The organism is Pseudomonas sp. SHLD1 (genome assembly GCF_028640935.1).
GTDB classification, from domain to species: domain Bacteria; phylum Pseudomonadota; class Gammaproteobacteria; order Pseudomonadales; family Pseudomonadaceae; genus Chryseomonas; species Chryseomonas aestiva.
This window is the reverse complement of the sequence record NZ_JAQZAD010000019.1, coordinates 57991-76075: the sequence shown is the minus strand read 5'-3', so window position 1 is coordinate 76075 and position 18085 is coordinate 57991. Positions and strand designations below refer to the sequence as shown.

The following is an 18085-nucleotide window of genomic DNA, read 5'->3' as shown; positions in this document are numbered from 1 at the left end:
GAGACGAACGGCACCGGCAGCGGTCTAGTGAGCAATCTTTCCCAGGTTACCTTTCATGCAGATCATTCTGGTCCGTCACGGCAAGCCCGATCTATCCAGCAAGGCCCGCTGCACCCCAAGGGAGATGAAGGATTGGGTCGCGCGCTACCAGAAGGCGCCGGTGCCCGCAGGCCAGGAGCCCGCGGAGACGCGGCGGCTGGCGCAAGAGGCGGGTTACGTGGTGAGCAGTCCCCTGAGTCGCTGCGTGCGCTCGCTCGAGTACCTGATGGGACGCCCCGGCAGCCCGGTGGACGACCGCTATGCCGAAGCCCATCTGCCCTATCTGGAGCTGGAGACACCGCGACTGCCGGTCAAGGCCTGGCGCCTGCTGTTCAGATCCGCCTGGTTCCTGGGCTTTGCCGCCCATACCGAATCCATCGGCAGTTCCTCGGTCCGCGCCGGCCAGGCGGCCGATCACCTCATCGAACTGGCGGAACGCCACGGTTCGGTACTGCTGCTGGGGCACGGCATCATGAACGTGCTGATCGCCTGGCAGTTGCGCAAGCGCGGCTGGCGCGGCCCCCTGCACCTGCTGCTCAAGGACTACTGGAAGCCAAGCATCTATCGCAAGGAGCCGCGCTGAGATCGCTCAGCGGCTCGCCCTGGCACGAGCCTCTTCCAGTTCACGGCGCGCCTCGGCCAGCTTTCGGGTTCGCACCCGGATCTTGTCGGCGTCGCCCTTGGCCTGGGCGCTGCGCAGATCCCGTTCTCGCTCGGCCACGTCGCGGCTCCGGGCCTGGATGACATCCAGCCGCTGCTGGCGCAGGCCGGCGTCGGTGCAGTGCGCCTGAACCGCGCCGAGTGCCCGCCGCAACCCCGCCAGCCGCCCTGCATCGCCTTGTGTCTGCGCCTGGGCGATCTGCCGTTCCAGCGTCAGGCGTTTCGCCGCGCAGCCTCCGTCGGCTGCGACAGCCAGGCCGGGTAGCCACAAGGTGGCCGCGAACAGCACTGCCCTGGTTCGGTCTTTCATCGGCATTCCTCCAGGCGTTGAAAGGCGAGAGCTTCCGGGTCGCTCCGCTCAACCGTCCAGCGACGGCCCGACCAGCGCGGCGAGCTGATCATAGACGCCTGGCGCTGCCACCAGCAGGGGATTGCCATTGACCAGGCCGTCGTTGCGCAGGAAGGCGTTGTGGCGACCGCCGGCCTCCTGGATCAGGACCAGGCCCGCCAGGCAGTCCCAGCCATGGATCAGGGTCTCGTAATAGCCGATCAGCCGGCCGGCGGCGACATAGGCCGTCATCAGGGCACCCGAGCCATTGCGGAAGAATTGCCCACCCTCGGCGAGCAGACCGGTCACGAACGGCAGGAAGTGTTCCTTGCCGCGTCGGTGGGTGGTACCCAGCCCGGTCAGGCCCTGGCGGATCTCGGTGGCCGCATGGACGCGCAGCGGCTGGTCGTTGACGAAGGCGCCGTGCCCGCGCAGGCCATGGAAGAGTTCGGCGTGATTCGGATCCATGATGGCGCCGAGCAAGGGCTCGCCCTCGTGCATCAGGCCGATGGACACGCACCAGTTGTGCAGGCCGTTGAGAAAGGGCGCGGTGCCGTCGATGGGGTCTATGACCCAGAGGTAGGGCGCGGACAGGTCGGTGGCGCCGCCCTCCTCGCCCAGCAGGCCATCCTCTGGAAAGCGCTCGATCAGGCGTTGGCGGATGAGATCCTCCAGCGTCTTGTCGGCGATGCTCACCACGTCCTGCAGGTCGCTGCCCTTGTGGTCCACCTGCAGCGCACCGCGCCGGCGATAGAAATCGAGGCCGAGCTGCGCCGCTTCCCGGGCGATGTCCTGGACAGCGCGGTAGCGTTCGGCGATGGCGGGGGCGATAGCGGTCATGGGCGCTCCTGGAACGGGAAAAGGCGTCAGGGTGCCAGTTCCACCGGTGGAAAAGAATAGTCGCGATCCTGCCCGTCACCGCCGTTGCCACTGGCCCCGGTCAGACCGCGGCCGTGCACTGGCGAAATTCTGCCAATGTCGGCAAAGGTCCGACTAGAAACCCCTGGTCATGGCCGTGTCATCTCGGCGGCGCAGGCTGTCGGGTATTGGCACTCAGGACGGCGAAATGCAGCGACGGACCGCACCAAATCCGCCCGCCGCCGTCAGAACAGTTGAGTGCTCGTTGTACCGGGAGGACGCCATGACCGCACAAACTTCGCTATTCCACGGCAATGGTCAGCTGCAGCAGTTGCGGCGACTGATTCCCAGACAGCATTTCGAAGGTCTGGAACGCCACCTCGAGTTGCTGTCGCAAGAATTTCCGCTCTTCGACCATCCGCCGTTGAGCATCGACTGCGCCGTTGCCGAAACCCTGGAGAACCTTGGCATTCGTGCCTTCCAGTGGCAGGGCAGCTGCAACCTGCCGCAACGGATGGCCCTGGGCAGCGCCCTGATGGGCGAAGGATTCATGGCCCAGTCCAGCACGCCGGAATACACCCTCTACCTCAACGTGCGAGGCGAGAAGGTGCTGCTGCGGCAAGAGCCCGCAGGTGGCCAGACCCTGGTCAGCCTGGTGTCGGATTGCCCGCCGCTCTTCGCCTACCTGGCGGCCAAGCATCAAGAGGCGCTGCCTGTCGCCTGAGTGGCTCGACGTCGACCCGTCGAGGGCGTGACCCACGGGTCAAGCGGATAACGAACAGGGTCACAATTACGCATTAACGTCAGACTAACCAGGAACCAAATGGGCAGTGGAGTGGTAGATTCGCGCTTCGGATCTACCAGGAGACCCAAGGAATGGGAATTCGTATTCTGGCCAGCGTCATCGTAACCTTTGCCGCCTTCAATGGCGAAGCTGCTTCCCTCCCCGCGATACCCCCGCTCAAGCTGGCGGACCTCGTTCTGCAGGTTCCGACTTCAGCCACCAACAGCCTCCCCTCCAGCAGCGAGACCTCGTTTCGCGATACGCGTCAGCCGATCAACGCCGCGCGCTGGCTGAACGAACGTCAGACGCTGGTCCAGGAACAGCGCTGGGTCTTCTAGATCGCCACCCGATGATCTGACAACCGTCTGTCTTTTTGCTGCCATCCAGGGAATGAATCCGCTTTTCGCGGGTCCGTCTGGTTCTACGGGCAGCTCATTTGTCTGCCCATTTGACGTACCCGCGGAGCTGCCATGAAACGCTTATTCCCTCTTTTGCTGGCCGCCCTGTCGGCGTGCAGCTCGGCGCCAAGCTCTCCCCCGGCCGATCCGTCGCAATTCGGCGGCCGTACCCAGGAACAACTCCGGCAGAGTTTCGGCTCGCCGCAGCGAGTCGCGCAGCTCGATCGCCTGGTGGTCTACGAATATCGCAACCTGCGCGCCCCGGGCAGCGCGACGCCGGTCTATTCCTTTCTCATCGAAAACGAGCGGGTGATCGAATCCACCCCCGGAACCTTGCAGCTTTATCGCGAGGACGGCATCACCAAGGTCAAGGCGGAAAGTCTCTAGACAGAGCCGTTGGCCGGATCGCGCGTCCCGCGCAGCCTTGCGGGGATGTGCAAAAAAATACTGATTTTGGTGTCTTCCAGCATTTGTTTCCCAGGCGGCAACGGGCTGTAATCGGTCCGTGGCTTCCGCTGCAAAGGCCGTCACAGCCGGCCGCGTGGTGGGTTACAACAACAAGAAAAGCGTCTGCTGCCATTGCACAGGACGCGGAGTGCAAGATGAAAACAACACCAAAAGCGCTTTTATTGTCCGCTGTTACCCTCTCTGCAGGCCTGACCTTCTCGCTGGCCCTCCAGGCCGCCGAAACGGTCACCATCGCCACCGTCAACAACAGTGACATGATCCGCATGCAGCGGCTGTCCAAGACCTTCGAAGAACAGCACCCCGACATCAAGCTCAACTGGGTGGTGCTCGAGGAGAACGTGCTGCGGCAGCGGCTGACCACCGACATCGCCACCCAGGGCGGTCAGTTCGACGTCCTGACCATCGGCATGTACGAGACCGGCCTCTGGGGCGCCCAGAACTGGCTGGAGCCCATGAAGGACCTGCCCGCCAACTACGACCTGGACGACCTCTTCCCGTCGGTTCGCGAAGGCCTTTCGGTCAAGGGCACCCTCTATGCGCTGCCCTTCTACGCCGAAAGCTCCATCACCTATTACCGCAAGGACCTGTTCCAGCAGGCTGGCCTGACCATGCCCGCCCAGCCCACCTGGACGCAGATCGCCGAATTCGCCGGCAAGCTGCACCAGCCGGACAAGGACCAGTACGGTCTCTGCCTGAGAGGCAAGGCCGGCTGGGGCGAGAACATGGCCCTGGTCACCACCATGGCCAACGCCTTCGGCGCGCGCTGGTTCGACGAGAAGTGGCAGCCTGAATTCACCGGTCCGGAATGGACCGCGGCGGCCAACTACTACGTCACCAACATGAAGAAGTACGGCCCGCCCGGTGCCTCCAGCAACGGCTTCAACGAGAACCTGGCGCTGTTCAACAGCGGCAAGTGCGCCATCTGGGTCGATGCCAGCGTCGCCGGCTCCTTCACCATGGACAAGAGCCAGAGCAAGGTCGCCGACAGCGTCGGCTTCGCCGGCTCGCCGCGCGAGGTCACCGACAAGGGCTCCTCCTGGCTGTACGCCTGGTCCTTGGGTATCCCGACCTCCTCCAAGCACAAGGATGCCGCCAAGACCTTCGTGACCTGGGCCACCTCCAAGGACTACGCCAAGCTGGTCGCGGACAAGGACGGCATCGCCAACGTGCCGCCGGGCACCCGCAAGTCCACCTACAGCCAGGCCTACATGGACGCGGCGCCCTTCGCCAAGGTCTCGCTGGACATGCTGCAGCACGCCGACCCGGCCCATCCCTCGGCCAAGCCGGTGCCCTATGTGGGCATCCAGTACGTGACCATCCCCGAGTTCCAGGCCATCGGCACCTCGGTGGGCAAGCTGTTCGCCGCGGCCCTCACCGGGCAGATGTCGGTCGAGCAGGCCCTGCAGGCGGCGCAGCAGTCCACCGCCCGGGAAATGAAGCGCGCCGGCTATCCCAAGTAGCGCTGGAGCCCTGGGTCCGCGCCCCGCGGACCCAGGCCTAGCGGCTTTTCCTGCCTGATCCGTCGCTGGCGTCGCGAGACGCCAGCGCCTCGTCACGGCCCACTGCCTTGCGGAGCATCGCCATGCAGACCTCCACCCTCAAGACGCCCGCCGTCGAAACCCCTGCCGCTCCCGCCCGTCGTCAACGCCATCGTGCCGGTCCCGGCTGGTTCCTGATCAGTCCTTCGGTGGCTCTGCTGCTGGTGTGGATGCTGGTGCCCCTGGGCATGACCATCTGGTTCTCGCTGATCCGCTACAACCTGCTCTATCCGGGCGAGCACGCCTTCGTCGGCCTGGAGAACTTCGAATACTTCGTCACCGATGCCGGCTTCTGGCCCGGCATGAGCAACACCCTGCTGCTGGTGGGCAGCGTGCTGCTGATCAGCGTGGTCTTCGGCGTGCTGATCTCGGCGCTGCTGGAGGCCAGCGAGTTCCTTGGCCGCGGCATCGTCCGCGTCCTGCTGATCTCGCCGTTCTTCATCATGCCCACGGTCAGCGCCCTGATCTGGAAGAACCTGATCTTCCATCCGGTCTCCGGCATTCTCGCCGCGGTCTGGAAACTCTTCGGCGCCACCCCGGTGGACTGGCTGGCCACCCATCCGCTGCTGTCGATCATCCTGATCGTGTCCTGGCAGTGGCTGCCCTTCGCCATTCTCATCCTGATGACCGCCATGCAGTCGCTGGACCAGGAGCAGAAGGAAGCGGCCCGCCTGGATGGCGCCGGCCCGCTCGCCATCTTCTGGCACCTGACCCTGCCGCACCTGGCGCGGCCCATCGCCGTGGTGGTGATGATCGAGACGATCTTCCTGCTCTCGGTGTTCGCCGAGATCTACACCACCACCAGTGGCGGCCCGGGCTTCGCCTCCACCAACCTCGCCTACCTGATCTACAACCAGGCCCTGCTGCAGTTCGACGTCGGCCTGGCCTCCGCCGGTGGCCTGATCGCCGTGCTCATCGCCAACATCGCCGCCATCATCCTGGTGCGGATGCTCGGCAAGAACCTGACCCAACAGTGAGGACCCTGACATGCTGACGCTCAAGCAATCCCGGCGCCTGCAGAGCCTGCTGCTGGGCCTGCTCGCCTGGCTGGTGGCCCTGGTGCTGTTCTTCCCGATCTTCTGGATGGTGCTGACCAGCTTCAAGACCGAGATCGACGCCTTCGCCACGCCGCCGCAGTTCTTCTTCACGCCCACGCTGGAGAACTACCTGACCATCCAGGCGCGCAGCGACTACTTCCACTTCGCACTGAACTCGGTGGTGATCTCCTTCGGCGCCACCCTGCTCAGCCTGCTGCTGGCGCTGCCGGCGGCCTATTCCATGGCCTTCCACGAGACCAAGAACACCCAGCGCCTGCTGCTGTGGATGCTCTCCACCAAGATGCTGCCGGCCGTCGGCGTGCTGGTGCCCATCTACCTGCTGGCCAAGCAGTTCGAACTGCTCGACAGCCGGCTGCTGCTGATCGCCGTCTACACCCTGATCAACCTGCCGATCGTGGTCTGGATGGTCTACACCTATTTCAAGGACATCCCCAAGGACATCCTTGAGGCCGCGCGCCTGGATGGCGCCACCACCTACCAGGAAATCGTCCGGGTACTGCTGCCGATCGCCAAGGGCGGCATCGCCTCGACCATGCTGCTGTCGCTGATCCTCTGCTGGAACGAGGCCTTCTGGTCGCTGAACCTGACCTCGTCCAACGCCGCCCCGCTGACCGCGCTGATCGCTTCCTACTCCAGTCCGCAGGGACTGTTCTGGGCCAAGCTGTCGGCCGTCTCGACGCTGGCCTGCGCACCCATCCTGATCTTTGGCTGGATCAGCCAGAAACAACTCGTCCGCGGCCTGTCGTTCGGCGCGGTGAAATAAGAACAAGAGGACTCCTGTCATGGCCAATCTGAAAATCCGCAGCCTGCGCAAGGGCTTCGACTCGCTGGAAATCATCAAGGGCGTCGACCTCGATATCAACGACCGCGAATTCGTGGTCTTCGTCGGCCCGTCCGGGTGCGGCAAGTCCACCCTGCTGCGCCTCATCGCCGGCCTGGAAGAGGTCAGCAGCGGCACCCTGGAACTGGACGGCCGCGACATCACCGAGGTGTCGCCGGCCAAGCGTGACCTCGCCATGGTGTTCCAGACCTATGCCCTCTACCCGCACATGAGCGTGCGCAAGAATCTGTCCTTCGCCCTCGACCTGGCCAAGATCGACAAGCAGGAAGTGGAGCGCAAGGTCACCGATGCCGCCCGCATCCTCGAGCTGACACCGCTGCTGGAGCGCAAGCCGCGCCAGCTCTCCGGTGGCCAGCGCCAGCGGGTGGCCATCGGCCGCGCCATCGTCCGCCAGCCGAAGATCTTTCTGTTCGACGAACCCCTGTCCAACCTGGACGCCGCCCTGCGTGTGCAGATGCGCCTGGAACTGGCGCGTCTGCACCAGGAATTGCAGGCCACCATGATCTACGTGACCCACGACCAGGTGGAAGCCATGACCCTGGCGACCAAGGTGGTGGTGCTCAACGGCGGCCGCGTCGAGCAGGTCGGTTCGCCCCTGGAGCTCTATCACCATCCGGCCAACCTCTTCGTCGCCGGCTTCCTGGGCACGCCGAAGATGGCCTTCTTCAAGGGGAAGGTGGTGGCCACCGACGCCCAGGGCGTGGAGGTGGAGCTGGCAGCCGGTCCGCGCCTGCACCTGCCACGCCGTGGTGACGACCTCGCGATCGGCAGCCCGGTAACCCTGGGCATTCGCCCGGAACACCTGCGCCTGGCCGCCGACGGCCAGTTGCCGGTGATCAGCGATGTGGCCGAGCGCCTGGGCAGCGACACCTATTGCCACATGGTCACCGAGGCCGAGGAGCCGCTGACCGTGCGCGTGCCGGGTGACTGCGCCGTCGCCTACGGCGAACGCCAGCGCCTGGCCCTGGACGTCGACTTCTGCCACCTGTTCGACGAACAGGGCCGCGCCGTGGCGCCGCTGCTGCGCAACGCTGCCTGACCCCTCTCCCCCCTTCCGGCCCCGGCGCCCTGCGCGCGCCCGGGGCACCGCCTTGCAGGATCGCCATCGTGAAACTCAATCGCCAGCACCTCGAACAACTTCCCGACTACATCGCCAAGCCCGGCTACGCCGCCTGCCAGTTGCGCCAGGGCATCGTCCACATCGGCGTCGGCGGCTTCCACCGCGCGCACCAGGCCATCTACACCGAGGCCCTGCTGAATCAGGGGCGCGACCTGGACTGGAGCATCTGCGGCGTCGGCCTGCGCGCCGAAGACCGCGCCATGCGTGATGCCCTGGCCGGCCAGGATTACCTCTACACCCAGGTAGTGCTGGCCGACGAGCCGGACACCGAGGTGCGCGTCGTCGGCGCCATCAGCGGCATGCTGCTGGCCGAGGACGGCACCCAGACGCTGATCGACAAGCTGGCCCATCCCAGCACCCGCATCGTCTCCCTCACCATCACCGAGGGCGGCTACTGCATGGATGACAGCACCGGCGAATTCAACTTCAAGCTGCCGCTGATCCAGCATGACCTGCAGCATCCGGGCGATCCGCGCAGCGTCTTCGGCTTCCTGCTGGCGGCCCTGGCCAAGCGCCGCGCCGAGGGCACCGGGCCCTTCACCGTGATGTCCTGCGACAACCTTCCGCACAATGGCCAAGTCACCCGCAAGGCCCTGCTGGCCTATGCCGCCCTGGTGGACGAAGAGCTGCACGGCTGGATCGCCGAGCACGTCAGCTTCCCCAACGCCATGGTCGATCGCATCACCCCCATGACCAGCACCGCCCATCGCGAGGCGCTGCTGGCCGAACACGGGGTCGAGGACGCCTGGCCGGTGGTCTGCGAGCCCTTCCTGCAGTGGGTGCTGGAAGACAGGTTCGTCGCCGGCCGTCCGGCCTGGGAAGACGTCGGCGTCCAGTTCACCGATGACGTCACCCCCTATGAAGAGATGAAGATCAAGCTGCTCAACGGCAGCCACCTGGCGCTGACCTACCTGGGCTTCCTCAAGGGTTACCGCTTCGTCCACGAGACCATGGCCGATCCGCTGTTCGTGCGCTACATCCGCGCCTATATGGACGAGGACGTGACCCCGCAGCTGGCTCCGGTGCCCGGCATCGATCTCGACCAGTACAAGGACACCCTGATCGAACGCTTCTCCAATCGCGCCATCGCCGATCAGCTGGAGCGGGTCTGCTCCGATGGTTCGTCGAAGTTTCCCAAGTTCACCGTACCGACCATCAACCGCCTGATCGAAGACGACCAGGCCCTGGATCGCGCCGCGCTGGTGGTGGCCGCCTGGGCGGTCTACCTGCGTGGCGTGGACGAGACCGGGGCGACCTATCGCATCCCCGATCCGCGCGTCAACTACTGCGAGGAACTGGTGCAGGACCAGAAGAACGTCACCGAGCGCCTGCTGGGCGCCGAGGAAATCTTCGGTAAGCACATCCCGAAATCCGCGGCCTTCGTTGCCGCCTTCGAGCGGCAGCTGTACAACTTGCGTACCCATGGGGTCAGCGCCACCTTGCAGACCCTGCTCGGCGACTAGCCTTGGCAGAAAACTGCCTGGGCAGCGTCGATAGTTCATACAAGCCCTAACAACAACAAGGAGCGGCCAGGCATGAAGTTTCTCGGGATCGACTGCGGCACCCAGGGCACCAAGGCGGTGATCCTGGATGTCGAGCGCGGGGTGGTACTGGGCGAAGGCAGTGCGCCTCACCCCTTGACCGAGGCAGCCAACGGCCGCCGCGAGCAGAATCCGGCGGACTGGGTCCGGGCGCTGGTGGCGGCCACCCGCGCCGCCCTGGCGCAGGCCGGCAGCGATGGGCAGGACATCCTCGGCGTCGGCGTCTCGGGCCAGCAGCATGGTCTGGTACTGCTCGACGACAGCGGCAAGGTGCTGCGTCCGGCCAAGCTCTGGTGCGACACCGAATCCACCCCGGAAAACCAGCGTCTGCTGGAACACCTGGGCGGCGTGGAGGGCTCCATCGAGCGCCTGGGCCTGGCCATCGCGCCGGGCTACACCGTCTCCAAGCTGCTCTGGACCAAGGAGCAGCACCCGGAGGTGTTCGACCAGATCGCCCGGGTGCTGCTGCCCCACGATTACCTGAACTTCTGGCTGACCGGACGCGCCGTGGCCGAATACGGCGATGCCTCGGGCACCGGCTATTTCAATGTGCGCACCCGCCAGTACGACCTGGAACTGCTGCGCCACATCGACCCCAGCGGTCGCCTGGAGCGCGCGCTGCCGGAGTTGATCGAGGCCGATCAGCCGGTCGGGCGGCTGCGGCCGGAGGTCGCCAGCCAACTGGGCATCAACGCCCAGGCGCTGGTCTCCAGCGGCGGCGGCGACAACATGATGGGCGCCCTGGGCACCGGCAACAGCCGCGCCGGCCAGATCACCCTGAGCCTGGGCACCTCGGGCACCCTCTATGGCTATTCCGACGAACCCCGCATCAGCGAGCATCCCGCCGTGGCGGGCTTCTGCTCGTCCAACGGCGGCTGGCTGCCGCTGATCTGCACCATGAACCTGACCAATGCCAGCGGCCAGATCCGCGAGTTGCTCGGCCTGGATCTCGCCGAATTCACCCGTCTGGTGGCGAAGTCGCCCATCGGCGCGGAGGGAGTGCTGATGCTGCCCTTCCTCAATGGCGAACGGGTGCCGGCGCTGCCGACCGCCACCGCCAGCCTGCATGGCCTCACCGCCACCAACCTGACCCGCGCCAACCTGTGCCGGGCGGTGGTCGAGGGGGTGAGCTTCGCCTTGAGATACGGCTTCGACCTGCTACGCGACCTGGGCATGCCCGGCGACACCCTGAGACTCATCGGCGGCGGCGCCAGGAGCCCGGTGTGGCGCCAGCTGATCGCCGACCTGATGAACACCCCGGTGGTCTGCCCGGTCCACGGCGAAGCCGCGGCCCTGGGTGGCGCGCTGCAGGCCGCCTGGTGCTGGAGTCACGAACAGGGTCGCCCGGAGTCGCTGGACAGCCTCACCGAACGCTGCGTGCACCTGGACCCGGCCAGCCGCGCCGAACCGGATCCCGCGAAGGTCGCCGAGTATGAAGCGGCCTACCAGCGCTACCGGCAGCAGCTGCGTGAGAGCTACGGGATAGCCTAGCGGGCGGATGGGGTGGAAAACGCCAGGCGGTTTTCCACCCTACTAAATTTCGGCAACCAACCCATCGTAGGGTGGACAACGGCGCAGCCTTGTCCACCACCAGCCTGATGGCGCGTGGAAAACGCTACGCGGTTTTCCACCCTACCCGATAGGCTACGGATGTACCGCTTCTCAGGTCTTGCCAATCGGTACGAAGGGCGCATCCAGCAAGCGGGCGAGGTCCGCCGGTGCCAGGGCCACTTCCAGCCCCCGGCGTCCGGCGCTGACATGGATGCTCGGCAACTGCGCCGCGGACTTGTCGATGTAGGTACGCAGTCGCTTCCTCTGCCCCAGCGGACTGATGCCGCCCACCAGGTAACCGGTGCTGCGCTGGGCCTGGTCGGGCTTGGCCATCTCCAGCTTCTTGACGCCGGCCGCCTGGGCCAGGGCCTTGAGATCCAGGGTCCCGGCGACCGGCACGATGGCCACCAGCAACTCCTGCTTCTCGCTCGCCGCCAGCAGGGTCTTGAACACCGTCGCCGGCGCCAGACCGAGTTTCTCGGCGGCTTCCAGGCCGTAGGAGGCGGCCTTGGGATCATGGTGGTAGCTCAGCACCTCGTGGGGCACCTGGCTTTTCTTGAGCAGTTCTATCGCCGGGGTCATGCCAGCACTCCTTGGGGATCGGCCACCTCGGCCCGCCCGCGGCCCTGCGCCTTGGCCCGGTAGAGGGCGAAGTCGGCGGCCTGCAGCCAGTGGGCAACGTCATCGTAGGCCCGGTCGAACCCGGCGATGCCGCAGCTCATCCCGACGCGCACGTTCTGGCGATCGCCGGGGCCGCCCGCCTGCATCTCGTGCAAACGCTCCTGCAGCCGCCGAATCAGGTCCAGGGCTCGCTCGGGCGAGGTGTCGGGCAAGAGGATACCGAATTCATCGCCACCAAAACGACCGGCCAGGTCGCTGGTGCGGATGGTCCGGGCCAGCAGGCCGGAAAATTGCCGCAGCATCTCGTCACCGGCCTGGTGACCGAAGCGATCGTTGACCAGCTTGAAGTTGTCCAGATCGATCATCACCAGGCTGGCCGCGGCGCCGCTGCGCTTGCAGCGGGCGAATTCGCGCTGCAGCAGCTGATCCCAGTGGGTGCGGTTATGCAGACCGGTCATGCCGTCCTGCTTGCTGATCAGCTCCAGTTCCTGCTGGCGCCGTGACAGCTGCTGCGCCAGGCGAAAGCTCACCAGGCCCAGGGCCCAGGGATAGGCGACGATCATCGGCAGGCAGGCATAGATCTGCGCGGTGGAGGTCTCGAGGGCGACCGGATGGCGCAGCACCACGAGACCGACCAGGATGCCCGCCAGCTGCGCGAGCAGCCCCCGGCGCCAGAACGCCAGGCCGCCGGCGCCGAGCATGTTCATACCGGTCATGGCGAGCAGGGTCACGCTGGGCAGGAGATTGAAGCCCATGCTCGCCGCCCAGAAGCCGGCCGAGCCGCAATCCAGCAGCAGATTGCCCAGCTCGGCGCGATAGGGATCGCGCGCGCGGATGGCGCGCCAGTAGGCGAGCGGAGACCAGCACAGCGCATTGGCCAGCAGCAGGAGCCACAGGCCGATGGACACCGGCTGGGTGATCTGCACCGAGACGATGCAACTGAGGCTGAGCAACAGACCTATCGCACGGGGTAGCCAGAGCCGCCGGGCAAAACTGCGGCCACGCGTGAGCACATCTGGCATTGACGATCCCCACTGCGACGGACGATGAGAGGTCGCGCATTATCAGTGGATAAGGGCAAAACGCCAGCGACCCGCGACTTGAGCGTCGTTTTTCGAAAGTTGCGACGCGCCTCAACACTGCCAGAAGGAAACATCGGGTGACACGCACACCGGACGAACAGCCTTGAACCTCGGCCTGACCGGCCTCATCCAATGGTCAGGCCCGTCAAAAAGAGGAAGCCGCATGCAAGTCCAAGTCAACAGTGATCACAACATCGAAAGCAGTGCCGGTTTGCAGAATTGGGTGGCGTCCGTGGTGGAAGACCGCCTGGATCGCTTCGACGAACTCCTGACCCGCGTCGAGGTGCACCTCAACGACGAGAACGCCAGCAAATCGGGCGCTCAGGACAAGCGGTGCCAGATGGAGGCCCGGATCAAGGGGCACCAGCCGCTTTCGGTAACCCACAAGGCCGACTCCCTCGACCTGGCAGTGGAAGGCGCGGCGGACAAGCTGCTGCGAGCCATTACCCACCTGTCCGGCAAACTGGAGAAGAAGCGTCTTTCCAGCGGCGAACTCAATGACCCCCTGGCCCTGGAGGACTCCGAGGAATTCAAGGACTCCCTGCGGCAGGACGAATTTCTCGAAAGAGAGCAACTGGCTCACGATCACGAGTTGAAATAGGGCAACCTCTTGTTTCCGCGTTCAACCGAGGCCGCTCCCTGAGCGGCCTCGCTCTTTTCCATCCCGGCACAAGGATGCCTCATGCCCTCGCCCTTTCGCGTCGCCCTGATCGGTTACGGCTTCGTCGGCCAGACCTTCCATGGCCCCCTGCTGGGCTCGATTCCCGGACTCAGCCTGGAGCTGGTGGCCTCACGGGATGCCGCACGCGTGCAGGCCGACCTGCCCGGGGTACGCGTCACCGCGGACTACCTGGCCGCCGTGCAGGATCCGGCCATCGACCTGGTGGTGATCGCCTCGCCCAATCAGACCCATGCGCCCCTCGCCAGCGCTGCCCTGGCCGCCGGCAAGCACGTGGTGGTCGACAAGCCCTTTACCGTTACCCTGGCCGAAGCCCGGCAACTGGCTGGGGAAGCCGAACAGGCCGGCCGGTTGCTGTCGGTGTTCCAGAATCGCCGCTGGGACAGTGATTTCATCGGGCTGCAGGCGGTGCTCGCCAGTGGCGCCCTGGGCGAGCTGACCAGCCTGGAATCGCGCATCGAGCGCTTTCGTCCCGAGGTGCGCACGCGCTGGCGCGAAGCGGCGCTCCCCGGCAGTGGACTCTGGTTCGACCTCGGCCCCCACCTGCTGGATCAGGCGCTCTGCCTGTTCGGCCTGCCCGAGCGCCTACAGGCGCAGCTGGTGCGGCAACGCGCCGGCGCCCTCACCGACGACTGGTTCCAGGTGCAACTGGACTACGGTACCCGCCAGGTGACCCTGAGAGCGGGGATGCTGGCCGCTGGCGGTGTGCCGCGCTTTCTTGCCCAGGGTACCGCGGGCAGCTGGATCAAGCAGGGAGCGGATCGTCAGGAAGACGCGCTCAAGGCCGGCGTGCGCCCCGGTGGGCCCGACTGGGGCCAGGATCCGGATTCCGGCTGGCTCATCACGGGCGCTGGCGAACGCCAGGCGTTGCCGACGCCAGCGGGCGATCACCGCCGCTACTACCTCGCCCTGGTCGAGGCCCTCGCCGGGCGCGCCGCCAATCCCGTCCCTCCCGCCCAGGCCTGCGCGCTGATGGCCCTGCTGGAAATCGCCCAGCGCTCCTCGGCGGAAGGTCGGGCCCTGCTGCCCGAACTCACCGCCGCCGAACGCGCGTCCTACTGACCGGCCACCCACTGCGGACGCCGTCCCGCCAGGCGTTCGCCCAGCTGGCGCAAGGTGCGGGAGAGGCGTCGCTCGATCCATTCATAGCTCCCCCAGGCCAGCAGCAGGATCACCGGCAGACAGACCGCCAGGGTCTGGTAGGGGCTGAAGCCCCACTGCTGGTGCAGCCAGTAGTCGCCCAGCCAGAGCACGATGACGTGCACCAGATAGACCGAATAGGACCAGTCCCCCAGCGCCTGGCACAGGCGCGAGCCGGCGAACCAGGGTTCGAGGATCACGCAGGCGCCCACCAGGACCGCACTGGGCACGCCCCAGGTCAGCAGGCGCCAGGGATGGTCGGCCGGAAAGGCCACCAGGCAGGTCAGGGCCGCCAGGGCCGCCGCCAGCGCCAGCGGCCTGGGTCCGCGCAGGGCGCCACGGCGATGGAGCGCGGCCAGGCTCACGCCCAGCAGGAACTCGAAGATGATCGGATTGCGATAGAAGCTGCTGACAAAGGACTCGCGGGCCAGCACCAGGCTGACCAGGATCACCAGCAGGCTGACCACGCCGATGCGCCAGCGCTCGGCCACGCCAAAGGACAGGGCGAACAGCAGGTAGAACAGCATCTCGAAGTTGAGCGTCCAGCCCACCGGCAGGATCGGATAATGGCCGAAGCCCGCGGGATTCTCGCTGGGAATGAAGAACAGCGAGAGCAGCAATTCACGCGCGGCGACGCCATAGATGGGCATCACGTCGCTGGCCAGATAGAGGATCAGCGCCGTCACCGCGGTGTACAGCCAATAGGCCGGGACGATGCGGGCGATGCGGTGCCAGAGGAAGGTGCTGCGTTTGAGCGATCGGCCGGCGGTGGACAGGTGGATCACGAAGCCGCTGAGCACGAAGAAGATGTCGACCCCGACCTGTCCCCGGGTGGAGAGCAGATGGCCGCCGAGGCTGTCGGCGTGGAAGTCGAAGAACACCTGCATGAAGTGATGAAAGACCACCAGCCAGGCGGCCAGGGCCCTTAAAGCCTGCAGTGAAACCAGCATTGTAGAACCTTTCCCTCCTCGTCCCGCCAGGCACGACCCAGCGCCGCGCCGTCATTGTGGACGGCATGGGCGGGTCGGGTGTTGCCGGGAAAAGGCTGGATTGCGCCGGATCACAGGCTGAACGGCTCGATGCCCGACCCGTTCAGCGGCAGTTCAGGCGGCGGGCCTCATTGCAGACTGAATCGCCAGGCGCGATGGATCTTGGGATTGCGCGCGAAATCCGGGTCCAGGGTGCTGGCACTGATCTCCTCGACGCGATAGCGCTCGCCCAGACCTGCGTCCAGTTCGAACTTGCGGAAGTTGTTGGAGAAGTACAGCACGCCATTGCGACTCAGGTGGGCCATGGCCGAGTCGATCAGGGCGACGTGATCGCGCTGGACATCGAACACTCCCTCCAGCCGCTTGGAGTTGGAGAAGGTCGGCGGATCGACGAAGATCAGATCATATTCGCCACGATCGTTTTCCAGCCAGTGCAGCACATCGCCCTGCTCCAGGCGATGCCGCTCGGAGAAGCCGTTGAGGGCCAGGTTGCGCCGGGCCCAGTCCAGGTAGGTTCGCGACAGGTCGACGCTGGTGGTGCTGCGCGCCCCGCCTACCGCAGCCTGCACCGTAGCGGCGCCGGTATAGCAGAACAGGTTGAGGAAGCGCTTGCCCTGGGCTTCCTGGCGCAGCCGCAGGCGCAGAGGACGGTGATCGAGGAACAGACCGGTATCCAGGTAATCGGTGAGATTGACCAGCAGCTTGGCACCCGCCTCTTCCACCTGCAGGAATTCGCCCTGGGCGGCCTGGCGTTCGTACTGCTTGGTACCACTCTGCCGCTCGCGCCGCTTGACCACCACCCGCGACGGATCGATGTCCAGCGCCTGGGGAATGGCCGCCAGGGCATCGAGCAGACGCGCCTGGGCCTTGTCCGGATCGATGGAGCGTGGCGGCGCGTATTCCTGCACGTGCACCCGATCGCCATAGAGATCCACGGCCACCGCATACTCGGGCATGTCGGCGTCATAGAGGCGATAGCACTGCACGCCCTGGTTGCGCGCCCACTTGCCGAGCTGCTTGAGATTCTTCTGCAGGCGATTGGCGAACATCTGTCCGCCTTCGCTGAGCTTGGCCGGTTCCGCCGCCTGGTCGGTGGCCGAACGCTCGCCGTTGCGGCTGCCGGTGACGAACTGACGGGTCTCGACCTCGAACATCAGTAGCTTGCAGGGCAAGGCGCCGTTCCAGAAGGCGTATTGCTTGTGGCTGCGGATGCCCATGCGCTTGCCCAGCTCGGGCGCGCCGGTAAAGACCCCCGCGCGCCAGCCCAGGCAGGCCTGTCGCAGCCGCTCGCCGAGATTCTGATAGAGGTACAGCAGGCTGGCTTCATCGCCCAGGCGCTCGCCGTAGGGCGGGTTGCAGATCACCAGGCCGGTCTGGCCCTTGTCCGGACGCGGCTCGAAGTTGGCGACCTCGCCCTGGTAGACCTTGATCCACTCGGACAGCCCGGCCCGCTCGATGTTGTTGCGCGCCGGCTGGATCAGTCGCGGATCGGCTTCGTAGCCACGGATCCAGGTCGGTGCCTTGGCCAGACCGGCGGCGGCTCGCGCCTCAGCCTCCTGGTGCAGCTGCTGCCAGAGCGCGGGCACGTGGCCCAGCCAGGCGGAGAAGCCCCAGCGCTCGCGGCGCAGGTTGGGGGCGATGTCCGCCGCCATCAGGCCAGCCTCGACCAGAAAGGTACCCACCCCGCACATGGGGTCGGCCAGCGCGCCGCCGGCCGCGGCCAGGGCCGGCCAGCCGGCGCGGATCAGCACCGCGGCCGCGAGGTTTTCCTTGAGCGGCGCGGCGCCCTGCTGCAGGCGATAGCCACGCTGGTGCAGACTCTGCCCGGAAAGATCCAGCGAGAGGATGGCCTGGCCCCGCTCCAGGTGCAGGTGGACACGCAGGTCCGGGGCGATCTTGTCGACCGTGGGCCGCTGCCCGGTGCGCTCGCGCAGGCGATCGACGATGGCGTCCTTGACCTTGAGGGCACCGAAATGGGTGTTGTCGATGCCGGCGCCCTGGCCGCTGAAACCCACCGCCAGGGTACCGTCGGGGGCCAGGTGTTCTTCCCATTCCACACCGTGCACGCCCAGGTACAGCCCCTGGGGATCCTCCACCGGGAAACGGGCCAGCACCAGCAGCACCCGGTTGGCCAGACGCGACCAGAGGCACAGGCGGTAGGCGTCCGCGAGACTCGCCTCGCCGCGCACCGCCGCGGTCTGGCTGCGGGCTTCCTGCAGGCCGAGGCCCTGGGCCTCTTCCAGCAGCAGGGTCTCGAGCCCCTTGGGACAGGTGAGGATGAGTTGTTGCATCGCGGACATCATTGAATCCATAGGTTAGCGCAAGGAACTTTCTGCCTTTGGTCGGATTGACCGCCAAGGACAGCTCCTCGCGAGAAGGTTTGACTGCGT

The 18085-nt window shown here is 66.0% G+C and carries 18 protein-coding genes; 12 read left to right on the top strand and 6 right to left on the bottom strand.

Going from position 1 to position 18085, the window contains the following annotated elements:
• The first annotated feature begins 55 nt into the window (after nt 1-55).
• Nucleotides 56-622, top strand: a complete 567-nt coding sequence (locus PVZ77_RS14420; RefSeq protein ID WP_273809105.1) for a histidine phosphatase family protein — start codon at nt 56-58, stop codon at nt 620-622.
• A gap of 6 nt (nt 623-628) precedes the next feature.
• Here the strand turns inward: PVZ77_RS14420 and PVZ77_RS14415 are convergent, their stop codons facing one another.
• Together PVZ77_RS14415 and PVZ77_RS14410 are read right to left on the bottom strand one after the other, a co-directional pair.
• On the bottom strand, nt 629-1009 hold the full coding sequence (locus PVZ77_RS14415) for a DUF1090 domain-containing protein (RefSeq protein WP_273809104.1): 381 nt from the start codon (nt 1007-1009) through the stop codon (nt 629-631).
• 48 nt (nt 1010-1057) lie between these two features.
• Nucleotides 1058-1867, bottom strand: coding sequence for an inositol monophosphatase family protein (locus PVZ77_RS14410; RefSeq protein ID WP_273809103.1), 810 nt, complete (start codon nt 1865-1867; stop codon nt 1058-1060).
• A gap of 301 nt (nt 1868-2168) precedes the next feature.
• Here PVZ77_RS14410 and PVZ77_RS14405 point away from each other — a divergent pair, with 301 nt between their 5' ends.
• From PVZ77_RS14405 to xylB, 9 genes are all read left to right on the top strand, one after another.
• Entirely contained in the window at nt 2169-2609 is a 441-nt protein-coding gene (locus PVZ77_RS14405) for a hypothetical protein (protein WP_273809102.1), read from the top strand.
• Between the two features lie 152 nt (nt 2610-2761).
• Nucleotides 2762-3007, top strand: a complete 246-nt coding sequence (locus PVZ77_RS14400) for a hypothetical protein (protein ID WP_273809101.1) — start codon at nt 2762-2764, stop codon at nt 3005-3007.
• A gap of 132 nt (nt 3008-3139) precedes the next feature.
• Nucleotides 3140-3454, top strand: coding sequence for a hypothetical protein (locus PVZ77_RS14395; protein WP_273809100.1), 315 nt, complete (start codon nt 3140-3142; stop codon nt 3452-3454).
• Between the two features lie 215 nt (nt 3455-3669).
• Complete coding sequence (locus PVZ77_RS14390; RefSeq protein ID WP_068385265.1) at nt 3670-4995, top strand: ABC transporter substrate-binding protein; 1326 nt, start codon at nt 3670-3672, stop codon at nt 4993-4995.
• Nucleotides 4996-5117: 122 nt separating this feature from the next.
• Entirely contained in the window at nt 5118-6050 is a 933-nt protein-coding gene (locus PVZ77_RS14385; protein WP_273809099.1) for a carbohydrate ABC transporter permease, read from the top strand.
• Between the two features lie 10 nt (nt 6051-6060).
• Entirely contained in the window at nt 6061-6894 is an 834-nt protein-coding gene (locus tag PVZ77_RS14380; protein ID WP_133859697.1) for a carbohydrate ABC transporter permease, read from the top strand.
• A 19-nt stretch (nt 6895-6913) separates the two neighbouring features.
• Nucleotides 6914-8011 (top strand): ABC transporter ATP-binding protein, encoded by a 1098-nt coding sequence (locus tag PVZ77_RS14375; protein ID WP_273809098.1) that lies wholly within the window; start codon nt 6914-6916, stop codon nt 8009-8011.
• Nucleotides 8012-8079: 68 nt separating this feature from the next.
• A complete protein-coding gene (locus PVZ77_RS14370; RefSeq protein WP_273809097.1) occupies nt 8080-9555 on the top strand; it encodes a mannitol dehydrogenase family protein in 1476 nt (491 codons plus the stop codon).
• Between the two features lie 72 nt (nt 9556-9627).
• Nucleotides 9628-11124 (top strand): xylulokinase, encoded by a 1497-nt coding sequence (gene xylB / locus PVZ77_RS14365; protein ID WP_273809096.1) that lies wholly within the window; start codon nt 9628-9630, stop codon nt 11122-11124.
• Nucleotides 11125-11295: 171 nt separating this feature from the next.
• Here xylB and ybaK read toward each other — a convergent pair whose 3' ends face one another.
• Together ybaK and PVZ77_RS14355 are read right to left on the bottom strand one after the other, a co-directional pair.
• Complete coding sequence (gene ybaK, locus PVZ77_RS14360; RefSeq protein ID WP_273809095.1) at nt 11296-11766, bottom strand: Cys-tRNA(Pro) deacylase; 471 nt, start codon at nt 11764-11766, stop codon at nt 11296-11298.
• On the bottom strand, nt 11763-12827 hold the full coding sequence (locus tag PVZ77_RS14355) for a diguanylate cyclase (RefSeq protein ID WP_273809094.1): 1065 nt from the start codon (nt 12825-12827) through the stop codon (nt 11763-11765). The genes ybaK and PVZ77_RS14355 overlap by 4 nt, the downstream gene beginning before the upstream one ends.
• Before the next feature lie 223 nt (nt 12828-13050).
• On the opposite strand from PVZ77_RS14355, the gene PVZ77_RS14350 reads away from it, so the two are divergent.
• Together PVZ77_RS14350 and PVZ77_RS14345 are read left to right on the top strand one after the other, a co-directional pair.
• Nucleotides 13051-13488 carry an HPF/RaiA family ribosome-associated protein gene (locus tag PVZ77_RS14350; RefSeq protein ID WP_273809093.1) on the top strand — a complete coding sequence of 146 codons (438 nt, stop codon included), beginning with the start codon at nt 13051-13053 and terminating at the stop codon, nt 13486-13488.
• An 81-nt stretch (nt 13489-13569) separates the two neighbouring features.
• Nucleotides 13570-14628, top strand: coding sequence for an oxidoreductase (locus tag PVZ77_RS14345; RefSeq protein ID WP_273809092.1), 1059 nt, complete (start codon nt 13570-13572; stop codon nt 14626-14628).
• Here the strand turns inward: PVZ77_RS14345 and PVZ77_RS14340 are convergent.
• Both PVZ77_RS14340 and rlmKL read right to left on the bottom strand, forming a co-directional pair.
• Nucleotides 14622-15656 carry an acyltransferase family protein gene (locus PVZ77_RS14340; protein WP_273809091.1) on the bottom strand — a complete coding sequence of 345 codons (1035 nt, stop codon included), beginning with the start codon at nt 15654-15656 and terminating at the stop codon, nt 14622-14624. The two genes, PVZ77_RS14345 and PVZ77_RS14340, sit on opposite strands and share 7 nt — an antisense overlap.
• A 167-nt stretch (nt 15657-15823) precedes the next feature.
• Nucleotides 15824-17995, bottom strand: a complete 2172-nt coding sequence (gene rlmKL / locus PVZ77_RS14335) for a bifunctional 23S rRNA (guanine(2069)-N(7))-methyltransferase RlmK/23S rRNA (guanine(2445)-N(2))-methyltransferase RlmL (protein ID WP_273809090.1) — start codon at nt 17993-17995, stop codon at nt 15824-15826.
• Between the last annotated feature and the right edge of the window lie 90 nt (nt 17996-18085).